Genomic DNA, 19819 nt, shown 5'->3' on the forward strand with positions numbered 1-19819 from the left:
TGTTGATAACTTTTTGAGGATTATTTTTGTTTATAACCCCGGAGGTAGTAATTTTATGCCTTCAAATTAACTACTTATTATTATGCAGGATTTCGTTCATTTACATGTCCATACTCAATATTCTTTGTTGGATGGTCAGGCTAGTGTAGCTCGTCTGGTCGATAAAGCCATGAAGAATGGGATGAAGGGTATTGCCGTGACCGACCATGGAAATATGTTCGGTATCAAGGAATTTACGAATTATGTCAATAAGAAGAATAGCGGTCCGAAAGGTGAAGTGAAGGACCTGAAGAAGCGAATTGCAGGAATTGAAGCCGGCACGATAGAGTGCGAAGATAAAGAAGCCGAGATTGCTGCCTGCAAAGCTAAGATCGTGGAAGCGGAAAGCAAACTATTCAAACCGATCATCGGTTGTGAAATGTATGTGGCACGGCGTACCATGGATCTGAAAGAAGGCAAGCCCGACCAGAGCGGTTATCACCTGATTGTATTGGCTAAGAATGAAAAAGGGTATCATAATCTTATTAAATTAGTATCGCACGCGTGGACACGCGGTTATTATATGCGTCCGCGTACTGACCGTAGCGAACTGGAAAAATATCATGAAGGACTTATCGTCTGTTCAGCCTGTCTGGGGGGTGAGGTGCCGAAACGGATTACTGCCGGACAACTTGCAGAAGCCGAAGAAGCAATACAATGGTATAAGAACTTGTTTGGCGATGACTACTATCTGGAGCTGCAACGCCATAAAGCGACTGTCCCCCGCGCCAATCACGAGTGTTATCCGTTACAGGTGAATGTGAATAAGCATCTGATAGAGTATGCCAAGAAATTCAATATCAAACTGATTTGTACGAATGACGTTCACTTTGTAGATGAAGAGAATGCGGAAGCGCACGACCGTCTGATCTGTTTGAGCACCGGTAAGGATTTGGATGACCCCACCCGTATGCTTTATACCAAACAGGAATGGATGAAGACACGTGAAGAGATGAACGAACTCTTTGCTGACATGCCCGAAGCATTGAGCAATACGTTGGAGATTCTTGACAAGGTGGAATATTATTCTATTGACCATGCGCCTATCATGCCTACTTTTGCTATTCCGGAAGATTTCGGAACGGAGGAAGGCTATCGGGCGAAGTTTACCGAAAAAGACTTGTTCGACGAGTTTACTCAGGATGAACATGGTAATGTGGTATTGAGTGAAGAGGATGCGAAAGCGAAAATCAAACGTTTGGGTGGTTATGATAAACTCTATCGTATTAAACTGGAAGGAGACTATCTGGCAAAACTGGCTTTTGACGGAGCCAAGAGACTTTATGGCGACCCTCTGACGGAAGAAGTCGAAGAACGAATGAAATTCGAGTTGTACATCATGAAAACAATGGGTTTCCCCGGCTACTTCTTGATTGTACAGGACTTTATCAATGCTGCGCGTAAGGAACTGGGCGTATCGGTTGGTCCGGGACGTGGCTCGGCTGCCGGTTCGGCGGTGGCTTATTGCTTGGGTATTACGAAGATAGACCCTATCCAGTATGATTTGCTGTTTGAGCGTTTCTTGAATCCGGACCGTATTTCCTTGCCTGATATCGATGTGGACTTTGATGATGACGGTCGTGGTGAGGTACTTCGTTGGGTGACGAATAAATATGGTCAGGAGAAGGTGGCACATATCATTACGTATGGCACCATGGCGACAAAAATGGCCATCAAGGATGTTGCGCGTGTGCAAAAGCTGCCTTTGACAGAATCCGATCGTTTGTGTAAATTGGTGCCTGATAAGATTCCGGATAAGAAATTGAATTTGCCGAATGCGATTGCTTATGTCCCTGAATTGCAAGCGGCAGAAGCGTCATCCGATCCGCTATTGCGGGATACGATTAAGTATGCCAAGATGCTCGAAGGTAACGTGCGTGGTACGGGTGTACATGCCTGTGGTACGATTATCTGTCGTGACGATATCACCGACTGGGTACCTGTCAGTACTGCCGATGATAAGGAAACGGGTGAAAAAATGCTTGTTACCCAATATGAGGGTTCGGTCATTGAAGATACCGGGTTGATAAAGATGGACTTCCTCGGTCTGAAAACCTTGTCTATCATCAAAGAGGCTGTTGAAAATATCCGTTTAAGTCGTAATATTGAAGTAGATGTCGATGCGATAGACATTTCCGATCCGGCTACTTATAAATTATACAGTGACGGACGTACGATTGGTACATTCCAGTTTGAATCTGCCGGTATGCAGAAGTACTTGCGTGAATTGCAACCTTCTACATTCGAAGATTTGATTGCCATGAATGCCCTCTATCGTCCGGGTCCGATGGATTATATACCTGATTTTATTGATCGTAAACATGGGCGCAAGCCGATTGAGTATGATATTCCGGTCATGGAAAAATACCTGAAGGATACGTATGGCATTACGGTCTATCAGGAACAGGTGATGCTTTTGTCGCGCTTATTGGCCGACTTTACCCGTGGTGAGTCCGATGCGCTTCGTAAAGCGATGGGTAAGAAGTTGCGTGACAAGCTGGATCACATGAAACCTAAATTTATTGAAGGCGGACGAAAGAACGGACATGACCCGAAAGTGCTTGAAAAGATTTGGACAGACTGGGAAAAATTCGCATCTTATGCTTTCAATAAGTCGCATGCTACTTGTTATTCGTGGGTAGCTTACCAGACGGCTTATCTGAAAGCGAACTATCCTTCCGAATACATGGCGGCTGTGATGAGCCGAAGTTTGTCGAACATTACCGATATCACGAAACTGATGGACGAATGTAAGGCAATGGGTATTCAGACACTGGGCCCGGATGTCAATGAGAGTAACTTGAAGTTTACCGTAAATCATGACGGTGATATCCGTTTTGGACTGGGGGCTGTTAAGGGGGTAGGTGAAGCCGCTGTCCAAAGCATTATGGAGGAACGTAGTAAGAATGGTCCTTTCCGGGGCATTTTTGACTTTGTGCAACGTGTCAACCTGAATGCCTGCAACAAGAAAAATATGGAGTGTCTGGCATTAGCCGGGGGATTCGATAGTTTCCCGGAATTGAAGCGGGAACAATATTTTGCTGTAAATTCCAAAGGGGAGGTATTTCTGGAAACATTGATGCGTTACGGCAACCGTTATCAGGCAGATAAGGCGGCCGCTGTCAATTCCCTGTTCGGTGGCGAAAACATTATCGATGTTGCAACTCCTGAAATACCCCAAGGAGTAGAACGTTGGAGTGATCTTGACCGCCTGAACCGTGAACGTGATTTGGTCGGTATCTATCTCTCCGCCCATCCGCTGGATGAATTTTCCATCGTATTGGAACATGTCTGCAATACACATATGGCGGATTTGGAAGATAAAGCCGCGCTTGTCGGTCGTGAGATAACGATGGGAGGAATTGTGACCGGTGTTCGTCGCGGAGTCAGCAAGAACGGAAATCCGTATGGCATCGCCAAGATCGAAGATTATTCGGGTTCTGCCGAGATACCATTCTGGGGAAATGACTGGGTAACCTATCAGGGATATCTCAATCAAGGAACGTTCTTGTATATCAAGGCTCGTTGCCAGGCCAGACAATGGCGGAAGGATGAATTGGAAATGAAAATCACCTCTATGGAGCTTCTTCCCGATGTGAAAGAAGATCTGGTGCAGAAGATCACGATTGTCATTCCCCTGTCAGTCTTGAACTCGGCTTTGGTTACCGAACTTGCCACTTTGACCAAGGAACATCCGGGAAATACGGAACTATACTTCAAGGTGACAGATGATGCTGATGTAACTCATATGTCGGTTGATTTGATTTCCCGTCCGGTCAAACTTTCAGTAGGCCGGGATTTAATAAGATATTTAAAAGAACGTCCCGAACTGGGATTCCGTATCAATTAATTATACCCGCATTTATTTTGCCTCATTGGATACTTCTTTGGTAGACAAGGCGAACATCTCATCCTTGAGTCATTGCAAGGATGAGATTTTTATATACTTCTATAATGATATTCTACTGATTATTAAAGAAAAAATACAAAAATGGATCGTATCAATATAAGCTAAAATTGGTTGGCAAAATATACCTCTCTATATAAGAGAAATACTAACGGGTACAAAGATACGTAATTTATTGTATATAACCACATAAAAACAGGTGTAATTTTGGGTAATTGCTTCTTCCAGAGGAGTAATTACTTAACAACTGTTTCATCATTACCGATCATATAGTGAATATAATTGTCTGATAACTATGTGATTAAATCAAATTTTACACCCTGTTATTTATCTTATATAGAGATATGAAAAAAAGAAGGTTGTAAGCAAACCTTGAATGCATCTTGCATGGGGAAGATGAAACGGTTTAATAATAGTGGGGAGGAATCTCTAACTTTTGTAGGATTTAATTGTAACTGCTTGATAAATAGTATTATAAAGAACCAAGCAGGACTAGGATAATTGTCTCAATATTCTATGCTATGGCAATCTCGCAAGATGAACAACAGGTGAAATGGTATGTGATGCGCGACCTCAAACGTCCTAATACTAAATTGTCAGCTTATAAACAGCTTGGCAATGAGCATTTGGAAGTATTTACTCCTATGCAATGGAGGTTGAGGTTGAAAAAAGGTAAACGAATTCGTGAAGAAGTACCATTTATGCAGGACTTGCTTTTTGTTCACGATACAAGAGAAGTGATTGATCTGTTTGTTCGTAAGATACCCACCCTTCAGTATCGTTATCTGAAAGGAGGTGGCTATTGTCAGCCTATGACCGTTGCCGATTGGGACATGGAGCGTTTTATACGTGCTGTTAGAGGTTCGGAAAATCCTAAATATTATTTGCCTGAAGAGATAAAGGATACTATGTATGGTCGTATGATCCGTATCATTGGAGGTCCTCTTGAAGGTTATGAAGGTCGTCTGCTTACTACCCGTGGTTCTAAAATCAAACGTCTTCTTGTCGAATTACCTCATTTTTTTTCGGTGGGTGTAGAAATAAAGCCTGATTTGATAGAGTTAATATAATTATGGTACACGTATTTAACAGCTTTATTCGCTATTTACAGAAAAACTACTTTAGTTATTGGATTGTATTGGCAATCGATACATTCATAGCTCTGCTTTGCACTTGGATCTCATTTATTGGCATTCATTACATAACGGGAACTTCCAGGGAAATCGTTTCACTTTTCTATATCTTGGCGGTTTCAGCTATATCGAGTGTTTTGGGGGCTACTCTATTTCATACTTATCGTAATACGATTCGTTTTTCTCAGTTGAAGGAGTTGTGGCGGCTGGCAGGAGCTGTATTCATAAAGGCTGTTTGTATAGCGATTGCCATCTGGTTTCTGTTGCCACAGACAGGATTACATAACAGTCAGAGGATACTCTTTGTATTGTTTGACGGTATGCTCACTTTTATTGTCATGATCGGGTTTCGTATGCAGTTGATTATTGTGTATGAGCTCTTGCTGAATGTACTGAATAAAAAGAATATGCGTATTCTGATTTATGGTATAGATGATAAAAGTGTGGCATTGAAAGTTCGGTTACTGAACAGTTCCCATTATAAAGTTGTAGGCTTTTATATTTATGGAACAAATAACTCTATTCGTCGTGTCGCCGATCTTCCGGTTTATTCCTTTAGGGATGAAGATTGCTTTAACAATCTGATTCATAAGAAACGTGTCGGAGGCATTTTGTTTGCACGTTATGAAAATACCCGTGAAGAGGAAAACCGCTTGCTTCAGTATTGTAAAAGAAGCGGGTTGAAAACACTGATCGCCCCTACCATCAGCGAGGCGGATTCCGACGGTAACTTTCACCAGTGGGTCCGCCCCATCAAGATCGAGGATCTTCTCGGCCGTGCTGAAATCAACATCAACCTCCGTCAGGTGGCGGAAGAGTTCCGTGGTAAAGTGGTGCTGGTGACCGGTGCCGCGGGCAGTATCGGCAGTGAGCTTTGCCGCCAGCTGGTACAGATGGGGATTCAGAGACTCGTCATGTTCGACTCGGCGGAAACTCCCCTTCACAATGTCCGCCTGGAATTCGAGAAGAACTATCCCGGGATGGATTTTGTCCCTGTGATCGGCGACGTCCGTGTGAAGGAGCGTGTCCGTATGGTATTTGAGCTCTACCATCCCCAGATCGTCTTTCATGCGGCCGCCTACAAACACGTTCCTTTGATGGAGGAAAACCCTTGCGAGGCTGTCCTTGTCAATGTAATAGGTTCGCGACAGGTTGCCGACATGGCGGTGGAATACGGTGCAGAGAAAATGATCATGGTCTCCACAGATAAGGCTGTGAACCCCACGAACGTGATGGGCTGCTCCAAACGACTGGCGGAAATCTACGTGCAGAGCCTGGGTTGTGCCATCGGTGAGGGAAAGGTGAAGGGTCGTACCCGTTTCATCACGACCCGCTTCGGTAATGTGCTGGGCAGTAACGGTTCGGTCATTCCCCGCTTTAAGGAACAGATCGAGAACGGCGGGCCTGTGACGGTCACCCATCCCGATATCATCCGTTTTTTCATGACCATCCCCGAAGCCTGCCGTCTGGTGATGGAGGCCGCCACGATGGGACAGGGCAATGAGATCTTTGTCTTTGAGATGGGGCAGGCGGTGAAGATCGTGGACCTGGCTACGCGCATGATCGAGTTGGCGGGCTACCGTCCGGGTGAGGACATCAGGATCGAGTTCACCGGCTTGCGTCCCGGAGAAAAACTCTATGAGGAAGTGTTGAGCGACAAGGAAAATACGATTCCCACCGGGAATAAGAAGATCATGATAGCGAAAGTAAGAAGATATGAATATGCCGATATCCTTGACACGTATGCCGAGTTTGAGAAGCTGTCGCGTGCGGTGAGGATCATGGATACTGTCAGACTGATGAAGAAAGTGGTTCCTGAGTTCAAGTCAAAGAACTCACCGAGATTTGAGGTTTTGGATAAATAGCTCGAATAATCTTGAACATAACATAAATCAATATGGATACAAAAGATTGGAAGATTGCTGTTGCGGGTACCGGATACGTTGGCCTTAGCATAGCAACATTACTGTCTCAGCACCATCAGGTGACAGCAGTCGATGTAGTTCCGGAGAAAGTAGAGATGCTTAATCGTAAGCAGTCGCCTATTCAGGATGAATATATAGAGAAATTTTTGTCTGAAAAAGCATTGAATCTAACAGCTACGCTTGACGGTGCCAAGGCATACAGTGATGCGGATTTTGTGGTCATTGCAGCTCCTACGAACTATGATCCGGTAAAGAATCATTTTGATACCCACCATATAGAAGATGTTATTGATTTGGTGTTAAGTGTCAATCCTGATGCAGTGATGGTCATTAAATCCACTATCCCTGTGGGATATTGTCGAAGCCTCTATGTGAAGTATGCCCGTCAAGGAGTTAAGAGACTGAACTTACTTTTTTCTCCTGAATTTCTTCGTGAGAGCAAGGCTCTTTATGATAATCTTTATCCGAGTCGTATCATTGTAGGTTATCCGAAAATGCTTGATGGCGAGCAGTTTAATGAGGAAAACGAAGCAATTAAGTTCATTGCGGATGTCCCGACTCTTGAGAAGGCTGCCCATATTTTTGCAGCATTGCTTCAGGAAGGTGCAATAAAGGAAGAGATTCCCACCCTTTTTATGGGTATAAAGGAGGCAGAAGCTGTTAAACTGTTTGCCAACACCTATCTGGCTTTGCGTGTCAGTTATTTTAATGAGCTGGATACTTATGCAGAAATAAAAGGTCTGGATTCTGCATCAATCATACAAGGTGTCGGCTTGGATCCCCGTATCGGTACACACTATAATAATCCATCATTCGGTTATGGCGGCTACTGCCTGCCGAAAGATACGAAACAGCTATTAGCCAATTATCAGGATGTACCTCAAAACATGATGAGTGCTATTGTAGAAAGTAACCGTACAAGAAAAGATTTTATAGCAGATCAAGTGCTGCGAAAAGCAGGTTATTATACCGCATCCTGTTTCTGGGATGCTCAGAAAGAACGAGAAATAATCATAGGCGTGTATCGTTTGACCATGAAGTCTAACTCAGACAATTTCCGTCAAAGTGCTATTCAAGGGATTATGAAGCGCATCAAGGCGAAGGGAGCTACTGTTGTAATTTACGAGCCTACTATGCAAGATGGTGACACATTCTTTGGCAGCAAAGTGGTCAATAACCTGATCGAGTTCAAGGAAATAAGTCAGGCCATCATCGCCAACCGTTACGATGCTTGTCTGGACGATGTGAAGGATAAGGTATATACTCGTGACATTTTCCAAAGAGACTAGATTTATGGTAACATACAATGTCAGTTTGGAGAACAAAGTGGTTCTGGTGACAGGTGCAGCCGGTTTTATTGGAGCCAATCTGGCGAAACGTCTGTTGAATGAATTTGATAGCGTGAAAGTCGTAGGTATTGATAACATTACCGAATACTATGACGTACGTTTGAAGTATGAGCGTTTACAAGAATTGTCTGCTTACGGTGACAGATTTGTTTTCATAAAAGAGAGTATTGCCCAAAAGGAAATTGTTGAGTCCGTCTTCACTACTTACCAACCGCAGGTAGTTGTGAATCTTGCGGCTCAGGCGGGTGTACGTTATAGCATCACTAACCCGGATGCCTATATTGAAAGTAATCTTGTAGGTTTTTATAATATCCTTGAAGCCTGTCGTCATCATAGCGTGGAACACTTGGTTTATGCATCTTCGTCATCCGTCTATGGCAGTAACAAAAAAGTGCCATACTCAACTGATGACAAGGTTGACAATCCTGTATCACTCTACGCTGCTACCAAAAAGAGTAACGAATTAATGGCTCATGCATACTCAAAACTCTACAATATTCCATCGACAGGCTTGCGCTTTTTTACAGTTTATGGTCCGGCAGGTCGTCCGGATATGGCATACTTCGGATTCACCAATAAACTGGTAAAAGGCGAAACTATCCGGATTTTCAACTATGGCAACTGCAAACGCGATTTCACTTACGTTGATGACATCGTAGAGGGCGTTGTCCGTATCATGCAGCATGCTCCTGAAAAGAAAACCGGTGAAGACGGTTTACCTGTCCCTCCATATAAAGTATACAATATCGGCAATAACTCTCCGGAAAATCTTCTTGACTTTGTGACCATTCTTCAAGATGAACTTATCCGTGCGGGTGTACTTCCCGTTGACTATGATTTTGAATCCCACAAAGAACTGGTGCCGATGCAGCCTGGAGATGTGCCTGTGACATACGCTGATACGACTCCTTTGGAACAGGATTTCGGATTTAAACCGTCAACATCACTGCGTGAGGGATTGAGAAAGTTTGCAGGGTGGTATGCCAAGTATTACGGTACATGTACAAACCATCTATAAATCGATTATAAAAATAAAAAGATAAAATTGTTATGAGCATTTTTGCAGGCAAAACTCTAATGATTACCGGTGGGACAGGCTCTTTCGGTAATGCAGTGTTAAACCGTTTTCTCCGCACCGATATCGGTGAGATCCGTATATTCTCCCGCGACGAGAAGAAGCAGGACGATATGCGTCACGAGTATCAGGCAAAATATCCTGATGTGGCTCACAAGATCAAGTTCTTCATTGGCGATGTGCGTAATCTCCAGTCTTGCAGGAACGCAATGCTCGGAGTTGATTATATTTTCCATGCAGCAGCATTGAAACAGGTACCGAGTTGCGAGTTCTTTCCGATGGAAGCTGTAAAGACGAATGTGATCGGTACGGACAATGTACTGACTGCCGCAATCGAAGTCGGGGTGGACGCTGTGATATGTCTTTCAACGGACAAGGCAGCCTATCCAATCAATGCGATGGGTATCACCAAGGCCATTGAGGAGAAGATAGCGGTGGCAAAGAGCCGCTACTCCGGCAAGACAAAGATTTGCTGCACACGTTATGGCAACGTGATGTGTTCCCGTGGTTCGGTGATTCCTCTCTGGATAGAGCAGATACGTAATGGTAATCCTATTACATTGACAGAGCCTAAGATGACCCGGTTCATCATGTCGTTGGAAGAGGCGGTGGATCTCGTCCTCTTTGCTTTCGAACACGGTCGTAACGGTGACATCCTTGTTCAGAAAGCTCCTGCCTGTACCATCCGTACTCAGGCAGAGGCTGTCTGCGAACTCTTCGGCGGCAAGAAGGAAGACATTAAAGTGATCGGTATCCGTCACGGTGAGAAGATGTATGAGACATTGCTCACCAATGAGGAATGTGCCAAGGCTGAGGATATGGGCAACTTCTATCGCGTACCGGCAGATAACCGGGGTTTGAACTACGACAAATATTTCAAAGAGGGAGAGACTGAACGTAACACGCTCACGGAGTTCAATTCAAACAATACGCGGATCCTTACTGTGGAGGAAACCAAAGCCAAGATTGCAGCTTTGGACTATATAAAGAAAGAATTGAGCGGTGAGGGCAACTTTGTGCAGTAATAACGGAAAGATGAAAATACTGGTTACCGGAGCCAAGGGTTTTGTCGGTAAGAATCTTTGCGCCCAACTTAACAACATAAAAGACGGTAAGGCTCTTTGTTATGGCGATCTGAAGATCGATGAAGTATTTGAATACGATATCGATTCCACTTCCGAACAATTGGATGTCTGGTGTCAGAAAGCCGATTTCGTATTCAACCTTGCCGGGGTGAACCGTCCCAAAGACAATGACGAGTTCATGGAAGGCAACTTCGGTTTTGCAAGTACATTGCTTGATACCTTGAGAAAGCACCATAACACTTGTCCCGTCATGCTTTCCTCCAGTGCGCAAGCCTCACTGACCGGTCGTTTCGGCAACAGCGAATACGGCCGTAGCAAAAAGGCGGGTGAGGACCTTTTTCTACAATACGGCAGAGAAACCGGCTCCAGGGTTTTGGTCTACCGTTTCCCGAACCTTTACGGTAAGTGGTGTCGTCCCAATTATAACAGTGCGGTAGCCACATTCTGCAACAACATAGCTAATGATCTGCCCATACAGGTCAACGATCCGGGTGTAGAGCTTGAGCTGCTCTATATCGATGACCTTGTGGACGAGATGATTCATGCCCTGCAGGGAGAGGAGCATCGTTGTGAGTTCGAGGGTCTTGATGTATATCCGAAGAGTGACGGCAGATATTGCTATTGTCCGGTCACCCATAAGGTGACACTTGGTGAGATCGTCGATCGGTTGCATCGATTCGCAGAAATGCCAAAGACGCTGATGATTCCCGAAATCCCGGCAGATTCGTTTGCCAAACGTCTGTACAGTACATTCCTGAGTTACCTGCCCCAAGACAAAGCCATCTTCGATTTGAGGATGAATGTAGACCGGCGTGGCAGTTTCACAGAACTCCTGCACACATTGAACTGCGGACAGGTAAGTGTGAATATCTCCAAACCGGGCATAACCAAAGGCGAACACTGGCACAACACCAAGTGGGAACAGTTCATTGTCGTCAGCGGGCACGGCCTTATCCAACTCCGCAAGGAAGGGACAGATGAAGTGCTTAACTACGAGGTGAGCGGTGACAGAATCCAATCCGTCATCATGCTTCCCGGCTATACGCACAACCTCATCAACCTCTCCGATACGGAAGACCTGATAACGGTGATGTACTGCAACGAGATATTTGACCCGGATAAACCGGATACATACTTTGATAAGGTAGAGAAATAATATGGAAAAGCAACCCAGATTCGATTATTCAGGTATCAAATTCAAGGATAATGGCAAGTTGAAACTCATTATCGTTGTCGGTACCCGTCCCGAGATTATCCGTTTGTCGACGGTCATCGACAAGTGTCGCAAGTATTTCGATGTGATTCTTGCCCATACCGGTCAGAATTACGATTATAACCTTAACGGCATTTTCTTCAAGGACTTGAAACTGGCGGAACCGGAGGTCTATATGGATGCCGTGGGGGATGACCTTGGTGCCACCTGCGGTAACATCATCAATTGCAGTTACAAACTGTTCAATCAAACCAAGCCGGACGGAGTATTAGTCTTAGGTGATACCAACTCATGTCTGAGTGTTATCGGTGCCAAGCGTTTACACATTCCTATCTTCCACATGGAGGCAGGCAACCGCTGCAAGGATGAGTGTCTTCCGGAAGAAACCAACCGCCGTATTGTAGATATCATCAGTGATGTAAACATGGCATACTCGGAACATGCCAGAAGATACCTTGCCGATTGCGGTCTGCCCAAAGAACGGACTTATGTCACCGGCTCCCCCATGGCAGAAGTCCTTCACAACAACCTCGCAGCGATCGAGGCAAGTGATGTCCACCGGCGTCTGGGGCTGGAAAAAGGAAAATATATTCTTCTCTCAGCCCATCGCGAAGAGAACATCGATACGGAAAAGAACTTCCTGTCCCTTTTCACCGCCATCAACAAAATGGCAGAGAAGTATGATATGCCGGTTCTCTATAGCTGTCACCCACGCTCACGTAACCGTCTTGCCGCATCGGGCTTCCAACTCGATCCTCGGGTAAAGGTTCAGCAGCCCCTCGGCTTCCATGACTACAACTGTCTCCAGATGAATGCCTTCTGTGTCGTCAGCGACAGTGGCACGCTTCCGGAGGAATCGAGTTTCTATGCATCTATCGGCAAACCGATCCCTGCTGTCTGTATCCGTACATCGACAGAGCGTCCGGAGGCTCTCGACAAAGCTTGCTTTATTCTGAGCGGCATCGATACCAAGGGGCTTCTGCAATCCGTAGACCTTGCCGTTCAGATGACAAAGGATGGCAATCATGGCATCCCTGTTCCGGACTATACTGATGATGTATCGAATAAGGTCGTGAAGATTATTCAGAGTTACGTGGGAGTCGTTAATAAGATGGTGTGGCGTAAGGAAGGCCTGTACGTTCCACATATGTGGAACGAAACAATAACAGATGTGGAACTAAAGGGAAACAACTGTGGAACTGAAAGTCAACAGTTGTAGAACGAATTAATAGTAGTAATTAAATCCGTTAATAATCGAATATGAGTGCTTAGTGTGCCACTTACTTATCTGACATTAACTCCTGCTTGGAATAACAATAGGCACAAAATGCAGTAAGTGCTTGGGCAAGAACAAAGATTTTTTTTAATTTGCAAAATCCCATTACAAACCTTTTACAACGGACAAATGTCAACATAAGTACTAGAAGAAATGTACTGAGAAAACGCCTTACTTGGTTAACTTCAGTCCTTGCATAAACTACCTACTTTTGCTGTAAATAACAATTCGTTCCACCTAGGTAGAACTAAACAAATACCTAGGTAGAACTAAACGATAACCAAGGTGGAACTAAAGAATAACCTTGGTAGAACGAATTAATAGTAGTAACTAAATTTGTTAATGGTAAGCACTTACAAGAGGTTCAGAAATGAAATAAAAATGGTAGATTTGTATTGAAGAACATGGAAACATTGAAAAGAATGCCTTTCAAGGCACGGAAATCAGTCTTCGAGAAGTTGGAAAAGATTGTCGATATCGCTTCCCTGTCTAAAGAAGAACGCATGAAATACGATGAGAGCATCAAAGTGTTTCGTGACCAGCTGGTTACCATTTCGTTTGCGGAAGAGAAAGGTAGAAAAGAAGGTCTGGAGGAAGGGATGAAGAAAGGCATGAAGAAAAAGAGCCTGGAAATAGCTCGTAATCTGAAGGAACTAGGTGTCCCCGCTGCCACTATCTCACAAGCTTCCGGACTTTCCATAGATGAGATTGAAAGAATCTGATATGAGCAAGCACTCGATGCAGTTCTTTTATGTCTATCATACGTACCCTTCAATCGGAATTGGCTCGTAGTCGTTCCATTCCGAGGGGTATCAGACTCAGATCACTGATTTACGTGATCTTAATAACCGTCACAATAAAATGATTCTCGTCACTAAATCTACGAGCCGTAATAAGCACCCGTTTCAGAAGCTTGGCCGTGAGGAAGAAAAAGAGGACGAATGTAGGTCTCAATGCCCGTGACTATATTGCAACTACAATTAGGCTGCTGATGGACGGAAACGAGAATTATGAAGATCTCGTTCCTATGTCAATGGCTGTATAAACATTATAAATCGTCAAATTTTAAAATACTCAAAAGTTCATCTTCTTGATTTTTAAGAGGGTGGACACTGTTGAGTGCTTACATTAGAATACATGATTCAGAAATTATTAGCATTTTTATTCATGTTTCGTAGGTCGTTCTTGTTGCGGCTTCAAAGAGCGTATGTGATCACACATACTGAGTGTGAAAGCGCCCCCAAGGTAAAGGGGGAGGTATATCTTAATGCCACAGGCATTAAACTTGGTAAGAACGTAACCTTCTATCAGGGCGCTTATTTATGGGGGGGGAGATTTCTGTCGGCTCGAATGTAGATATTGGTATGAATACCGTTATATTCGCTAAAAAAAAGGTTTTTATTGGCAACAATACCTCCATTGCAGGTCAGTGTTATATCATAGACTCTAATCATGGAAGATAGGTGAACTAATTAGGAATCAAGAGGATGATGTGGCCGAAGATGGTATTCATATCGGTAACGATGTATGGATTGCAGCTCAGTGTGTTATATTAAAAGGTTCCAAGATAAATGATGGTGCTATTATCGGAGCCCAATCACTTGTTAACTGCGAAATACCTGCCAACGCAATAGCTGTGGGAACTCCGGCAAAGGTAATTGGATACAGAAAATAGTGAAAGTATTAGACGCTAAAACAATAAAGAACAATAAGGGAATTGTAGTAAATGTAGTTGCCGCCTTTGGTATCAAAGGGTTGGGGATGATAGTCAATATGTTATCCATGCCACTTTATATTGACTATTTCGGTAACAATATGATTCTTGGTCTGTGGTTCACAATTTTGACAGTTGTGAATTGGATCTTATCGTTTGATGTGGGAATTGGCAATGGACTTCGCAACCATCTGACTAGAGCTCTGTCTCAAAAGGATTATGAAGAGGGCAAACGACTGACATCTTCAGCATTTGTTTCTCTTGGAGCTATCACGATAGTGTTTACTATTATCGTGTATGCTATCATGCCTATTGTCAACTGGAACAATTTGTTCAATATCTCCACAGATGTAGTTTTGCACAGTGTACTTGCAAGGTGTATAGGCATCACTATGATTGGCATCATGACCTCGTTTTTCTTGCATATTGTTCGAAGCATATTGTTTGCGTTGCAACTTTCTTCCATCGTCAACCTGCTTCACTTATTGACTAGTATATTGCTTGTTGCCTATTTGTTTGTTGCTCCTGATTATAGCTCAGTTGAAAGGAAACTTAATGCATTATCCATAGCCTACGCCATATTAATTAATATTCCATCCATACTAACCTTGCTTTCTGTTTTCTTCTTCTCTGAAATGAGATATTGCAGACCTAGGATAAAGTATGTTACAAAAAGCGGAGTAAAGGCTATTATTGGTTTGGGTATATCCTTTTTTGCGGTTCAGGCTATGTTCATGATTATTACTGTTACCAACGAATGGTTCATTTCCAAGTTCTTTTCGCCTGAGTATTGTGTGGACTATCAAATCTATTTCCGCCTTTTTGCTCTTGTAGGTAGTTTAATTATGCTTGCAATGTCACCTCTATGGTCTGCTGTCACAAAAGCCTATAGCCAGAAGCATTATCAGTGGATTGTCAAGCTCCAAAAAGTCTTGAACTATCTAGCCTTGGCTTGTATTGCAGTGGAGTGTGTGTTTGTCATTTTGTTGCAGCCTATCATAGATATCTGGTTGGACGATAGAACTATCGAAGTGAATTACCTTACAGCCTCTTTCTTTCTACTCTATGGTGTTGTTATGATATGGGTAGCTATCCAGTCTATAGTTGTCGCAGGTTTGGGGACTTTGAAGGTTCAATTGCGATTTTATCTTTTTGCGGCTATCTTCAAGATTTTCACCATCGTGGTTGTTTCTCAATTTACAGATGATTGGTCAATAGTGGTTCTTGCAACCGCACTTGGATTGTTACCTTATTGTATTTATCAGCCATTTGTAGTTAAAAAGCAATTAAAAATGTTAGAACTAGAGAATGTATAAGTAAACGTATATGAAGAAAGTATATTATATAGGTTGGTATATATCAAATAATGATAAAGTTAATTATAGTGGCAACGTTCCTGGAAACTTGAAGATGCACTATGTAGTTGATCAATTGAAGGAAAGTGGCTTTACTCCTGAAATAATTTCTTTTGCCAGCAAGAAAAATGGAAAGTGGCTCTATTTTAATATAAGAACAGAGGCTCAAGGCTGTGATTTGACATATCTTGGAGGTTTTTGCGGTTTGGGTCAGATTGCTAAAAAGTTGGACTTCTTGCTCAAGAAGTTAATATTTGCACTTCTTTTCATCTTTAAATTTCGCAAAGATGACACTATTGTACTCTACCACAGTGTTGTCATCACAAATCTTGTCGCAAAATTAAAGCGAGTTGTGAAGAGGAAGATTATTGTTGAGGTAGAAGAGGTGTATGGTTATTCAGCTGTCGCTGACAGACCTTGGGTTGGCCAAGAGATACATTCTATTAAACAAATGGACTATTGTATTTGTGTCAATGATGGTATTCCTCAGGACCTGAAACTGGAAGATGGAACGTTTGTTGTTAGTTTTGGAGTAGGTCGTATCCCAACGAGAACAAATGACCGATTTAACGATGGAAAAATTCATGTTGTATATGCAGGAACTATAGAAATGAAGAAGTTGGGTGCTATGACTGCAGTGGAATCTGCTAAATTTTTTCCTGGAAATTATATTTTACATATTCTTGGTTTTGGCTCGGATGAAAATATGCAAAAATTGCAAAAGAGAATAACCGAGATTAATGAAGAGGTGGGATGCGAACGAGTTCAATATAATGGCTATAAATCCGGTAAAGAACTAGATGACTTTTTGTTCTCATGCCACATTGGATTGAGTTCAAATGTGATGAGACCAAACTTTGCTAACAACTCATTTCCTTCAAAGGTGATCACTTATATGTGTCATGATTTAGCTGTGGTACTGGGTTATGCAAAAGCCTTCTACGACGTGCCTATGTCTAAGGGGTGGCAGTTCTATCATGAGCACACTCCGGAGGCTATTGCGCAAGCAGTGGGAAATGCAGAAATCAAGCCAGTTGGTTATTATCATCCTTCGATAGAAAGAATGAACAACCAGCTCCAGTCTTTCTTTAAGAAATATTGTTGATATGAAAGTCGCAATCGTAACATTATTTGACAACGGAAACTATGGGTCAGAACTTCAATCATTAGCTTTGAGCCGATATCTATCAAGCAAAGGAAACAATGTTACCTTATGTCATATAAAGGCTCCAAGTAAGTTTGTCCGTTTGCTTGAAGTCCTCACTGATAGAATTGTTCTAAGATTTAGTACTGCATTCAACAAAGAAAAGAAACTGTATTTCACTGATTGCATCAATAATGTAAGTAAGCAACGTTTTATCTCTCCTGAGCTCAAACAGTATGTACATTCGTTTGTGTCAAAACATGTTATATCGAAACGAATCAGCAGATGGAACTTCCCCAACAAGCAGTTTGATATTTATGTTTGTGGAAGTGATCAGATTTGGTCAGCTCTGAAGTTACCCGTATCTCCTTATCGGTTTCTTCATCGGGTGAATCCAGATAAGAAAATTGCGTATGCACCAAGTATTGGGCTTGACAGTCTACCTCTGTATTATATTAAACAGACAAAGAAATATATCTCTGATTTCAAGTATCTTTCCGTAAGAGAAAGTGTGGCCAAACAGGCTTTGAAGGAACATATGGATCTTGATGTAATTCAGGTTCTTGATCCCACAATGCTTGTAGGTACAGAAATGTGGGATGACTTATTGGCTAAAGAAGGTAAGAAAGTGCCTAATCACGAGTATGTTTTTTGTTATTTCTTGGGCGAGATGTTCGATGATACAATAAGTTGCATTAATGAGATTGCTGAAGGTCGTGAGGTGCTAATCTTGCCATACAAAGAGGATAGCCAAAAAGTGTTTAATGGGAAATATGAACTGGCTGATCCACTTGATTTCGTGAACCTCATCAAGAATGCAAAATACGTTTTGACCGACTCGTTCCATGGAAGTGTATTCTCGGTTTTATATAACAAGCAGTTTGTTGTTACCAAACGCTCGCATGTGGGTAGGGTTTCTCAAACCTCTCGTATCACATCCTTTTTGTCAAAATTCGGTTTGGAAGCACAATATTGCCAACATACCAAAGAGATGCTTGATGCTCTAAGAAGCCCAATTAATTATAATTCAAAAACTCAAATACTTCATGATGAGCAGAATATCTCTAGGGAATTTCTTAACAATGCTTTGATGGAAATAAATATAGGTATAAAAAATGAATAGATATTTAGATGGCAAAAATTTAGCCGATTGTTGTGGATGTTCGGCATGTGTGCAGAAGTGTCCTAAGCAATGCCTTTTAATGTCGCAAGATAAAGATGGCTTCCTGTTTCCTATTGTGATTAATGACGATTGCATAGATTGTGGCATTTGTGCTAAGGTTTGCCCTATGGAGAATAAGATTCATTTATCCGATGAGCAGAAATACTATAGTGCATATAATGAAAATAGTCTGGAAGTTCTTAACAGTTCTTCTGGCGGTATTTACCCAGCCCTTGCTAAATGGATTATTGAACAAAAAGGTGTTGTGTATGGAGCGTCTTTAGATTCTGAACATAACCTTTATCATATAGGCGCAACTACAGAAGATGAAGTAAAGAAGACTTTGGGGTCAAAATATTTCCAAAGTGATATAAAGGACACTTACAAAGAGTGTAAAGCTGATTTGGACGCAGGAAAGGTTGTATTGTTCACCGGAACTCCTTGTCAAGTCCATGGTTTGAAATGCTTTCTCAGAAAAAACTATGAAAACCTTTATACAGCAGATGTTATCTGCCATGGTGTTCCAAGTAAGAAAATGTTTAATGCTTATATCTCTTTCCTCGAAAAGAAGCATAATGCTAAGTTGATTGATATTAATTTCCGTGATAAGAAACGTAATGGTTGGTCTATCACACTTAGATACACAATGGAATATCCTAACGGGAAGTGCAAGGATTATTTTCTAATAAGCAAACTCTCAGAATATTTTGTTGCTTTCCTTGGAGGAGCAATTGCACGTGAAAGTTGCTATGTATGTCCGTTCTCATCATTGAATAGAGCTGGAGATATCACGATGGGCGACTTCTGGGGGTATCAGAAGAAAAGGCCGGACCTTAAGCACGAAGAAGGTTTGTCTTTGATATTGAGTAATAGTAAAAAAGGAGAATATATGCTGAACGTGTTGTGTAAGAATGGAGTTATTTTTAACGAAGTTGACGAAGATTGCGTAAAAGTTAGTGAGAACAAAAACCTATATTATCCTACTACTAGGCCAGTACTTCGTGATAAGGTCTATGAAGAGCTGGAGAATGAAGGATTCGAATACATTGCAACAAAGCATTACAGACACACGCATACCCTAAGAAACAAAATAAAAAACATTTTACCGAACGAAATAGTTAAATTGCTAAAAAAGAGGTAATTATGTTCGTTTTAATATTGGTTCTGATTGTCCTTTTTACAGCTTTGGATGCTTCGATATCATCATTCATATTGTTGATGATTGCTTATACTATAGGTTTAGAGATGATTCTTACATTACCTGGAAATATCAGGCGGAAAGGGCAAAATATATTTCACATTGTTTTTACAGTATATATAACTGTTGCATACATAACGAGTCTGTCTTTTTCGACTTTATATAATTTCTTAGTTTCTGACCCCTCTCGTTATATTGACTCATATATTAACAGAACTCACTTCTTTTATAACAAACAAGATTT

Annotated in this window: 14 protein-coding genes and 1 pseudogene; all 15 read left to right on the forward strand. The window is 42.2% G+C overall.

What is annotated here, in order from left to right; all coding sequences use genetic code 11:
- Positions 1-82 precede the first annotated feature (82 nt).
- The 15 genes and pseudogenes from dnaE (at position 83) to AB9N12_RS10405 (ending at position 19518) form a co-directional block, all read left to right on the forward strand.
- The gene (dnaE, locus tag AB9N12_RS10335; protein WP_369891922.1) at positions 83-3889 is read left to right on the forward strand and encodes a DNA polymerase III subunit alpha; all 3807 of its coding nucleotides are present in this window, start codon (positions 83-85) and stop codon (positions 3887-3889) included.
- A gap of 578 nt (positions 3890-4467) precedes the next feature.
- On the forward strand, positions 4468-5016 hold the full coding sequence (locus tag AB9N12_RS10340) for a UpxY family transcription antiterminator (RefSeq protein ID WP_369891924.1): 549 nt from the start codon (positions 4468-4470) through the stop codon (positions 5014-5016).
- Between the two features lie 2 nt (positions 5017-5018).
- Positions 5019-6944, forward strand: a complete 1926-nt coding sequence (locus tag AB9N12_RS10345; protein ID WP_369891927.1) for a polysaccharide biosynthesis protein — start codon at positions 5019-5021, stop codon at positions 6942-6944.
- Between the two features lie 32 nt (positions 6945-6976).
- On the forward strand, positions 6977-8293 hold the full coding sequence (locus tag AB9N12_RS10350) for a nucleotide sugar dehydrogenase (RefSeq protein WP_369891929.1): 1317 nt from the start codon (positions 6977-6979) through the stop codon (positions 8291-8293).
- A 4-nt stretch (positions 8294-8297) separates the two neighbouring features.
- Positions 8298-9371 (forward strand): NAD-dependent epimerase/dehydratase family protein, encoded by a 1074-nt coding sequence (locus AB9N12_RS10355; protein ID WP_369891932.1) that lies wholly within the window; start codon positions 8298-8300, stop codon positions 9369-9371.
- A gap of 32 nt (positions 9372-9403) precedes the next feature.
- On the forward strand, positions 9404-10453 hold the full coding sequence (locus AB9N12_RS10360; protein WP_369891935.1) for a polysaccharide biosynthesis protein: 1050 nt from the start codon (positions 9404-9406) through the stop codon (positions 10451-10453).
- Positions 10454-10463: 10 nt separating this feature from the next.
- Positions 10464-11669 carry a capsular polysaccharide biosynthesis protein CapF gene (locus AB9N12_RS10365; protein ID WP_369891936.1) on the forward strand — a complete coding sequence of 402 codons (1206 nt, stop codon included), beginning with the start codon at positions 10464-10466 and terminating at the stop codon, positions 11667-11669.
- Between the two features lies 1 nt (position 11670).
- A pseudogene (locus AB9N12_RS10370) lies at positions 11671-12852 on the forward strand (UDP-N-acetyl glucosamine 2-epimerase); the annotation flags it as partial.
- Positions 12853-13406: 554 nt separating this feature from the next.
- Positions 13407-13724 carry a hypothetical protein gene (locus AB9N12_RS10375; protein ID WP_369891938.1) on the forward strand — a complete coding sequence of 106 codons (318 nt, stop codon included), beginning with the start codon at positions 13407-13409 and terminating at the stop codon, positions 13722-13724.
- A 197-nt stretch (positions 13725-13921) separates the two neighbouring features.
- Positions 13922-14047: a hypothetical protein gene (locus tag AB9N12_RS10380; RefSeq protein WP_369891940.1), complete on the forward strand. Its 126-nt coding sequence runs from the start codon at positions 13922-13924 to the stop codon at positions 14045-14047.
- 447 nt (positions 14048-14494) lie between these two features.
- Entirely contained in the window at positions 14495-14677 is a 183-nt protein-coding gene (locus tag AB9N12_RS10385) for a hypothetical protein (RefSeq protein WP_369891941.1), read from the forward strand.
- On the forward strand, positions 14677-16032 hold the full coding sequence (locus tag AB9N12_RS10390) for a hypothetical protein (protein WP_369891943.1): 1356 nt from the start codon (positions 14677-14679) through the stop codon (positions 16030-16032). The genes AB9N12_RS10385 and AB9N12_RS10390 overlap by 1 nt, the downstream gene beginning before the upstream one ends.
- Positions 16033-16042: 10 nt before the next feature.
- Positions 16043-17176 (forward strand): hypothetical protein, encoded by a 1134-nt coding sequence (locus AB9N12_RS10395; RefSeq protein ID WP_369891945.1) that lies wholly within the window; start codon positions 16043-16045, stop codon positions 17174-17176.
- Between the two features lies 1 nt (position 17177).
- Positions 17178-18338 carry a polysaccharide pyruvyl transferase family protein gene (locus tag AB9N12_RS10400; protein ID WP_369891947.1) on the forward strand — a complete coding sequence of 387 codons (1161 nt, stop codon included), beginning with the start codon at positions 17178-17180 and terminating at the stop codon, positions 18336-18338.
- Entirely contained in the window at positions 18331-19518 is a 1188-nt protein-coding gene (locus AB9N12_RS10405) for a Coenzyme F420 hydrogenase/dehydrogenase, beta subunit C-terminal domain (RefSeq protein WP_369891949.1), read from the forward strand. Before AB9N12_RS10400 ends, AB9N12_RS10405 begins: the two co-directional genes overlap by 8 nt.
- The last annotated feature ends 301 nt before the right edge of the window (positions 19519-19819 follow it).

The organism is Bacteroides sp. AN502(2024) (assembly GCF_041227145.1).
Classification (GTDB): domain Bacteria; phylum Bacteroidota; class Bacteroidia; order Bacteroidales; family Bacteroidaceae; genus Bacteroides.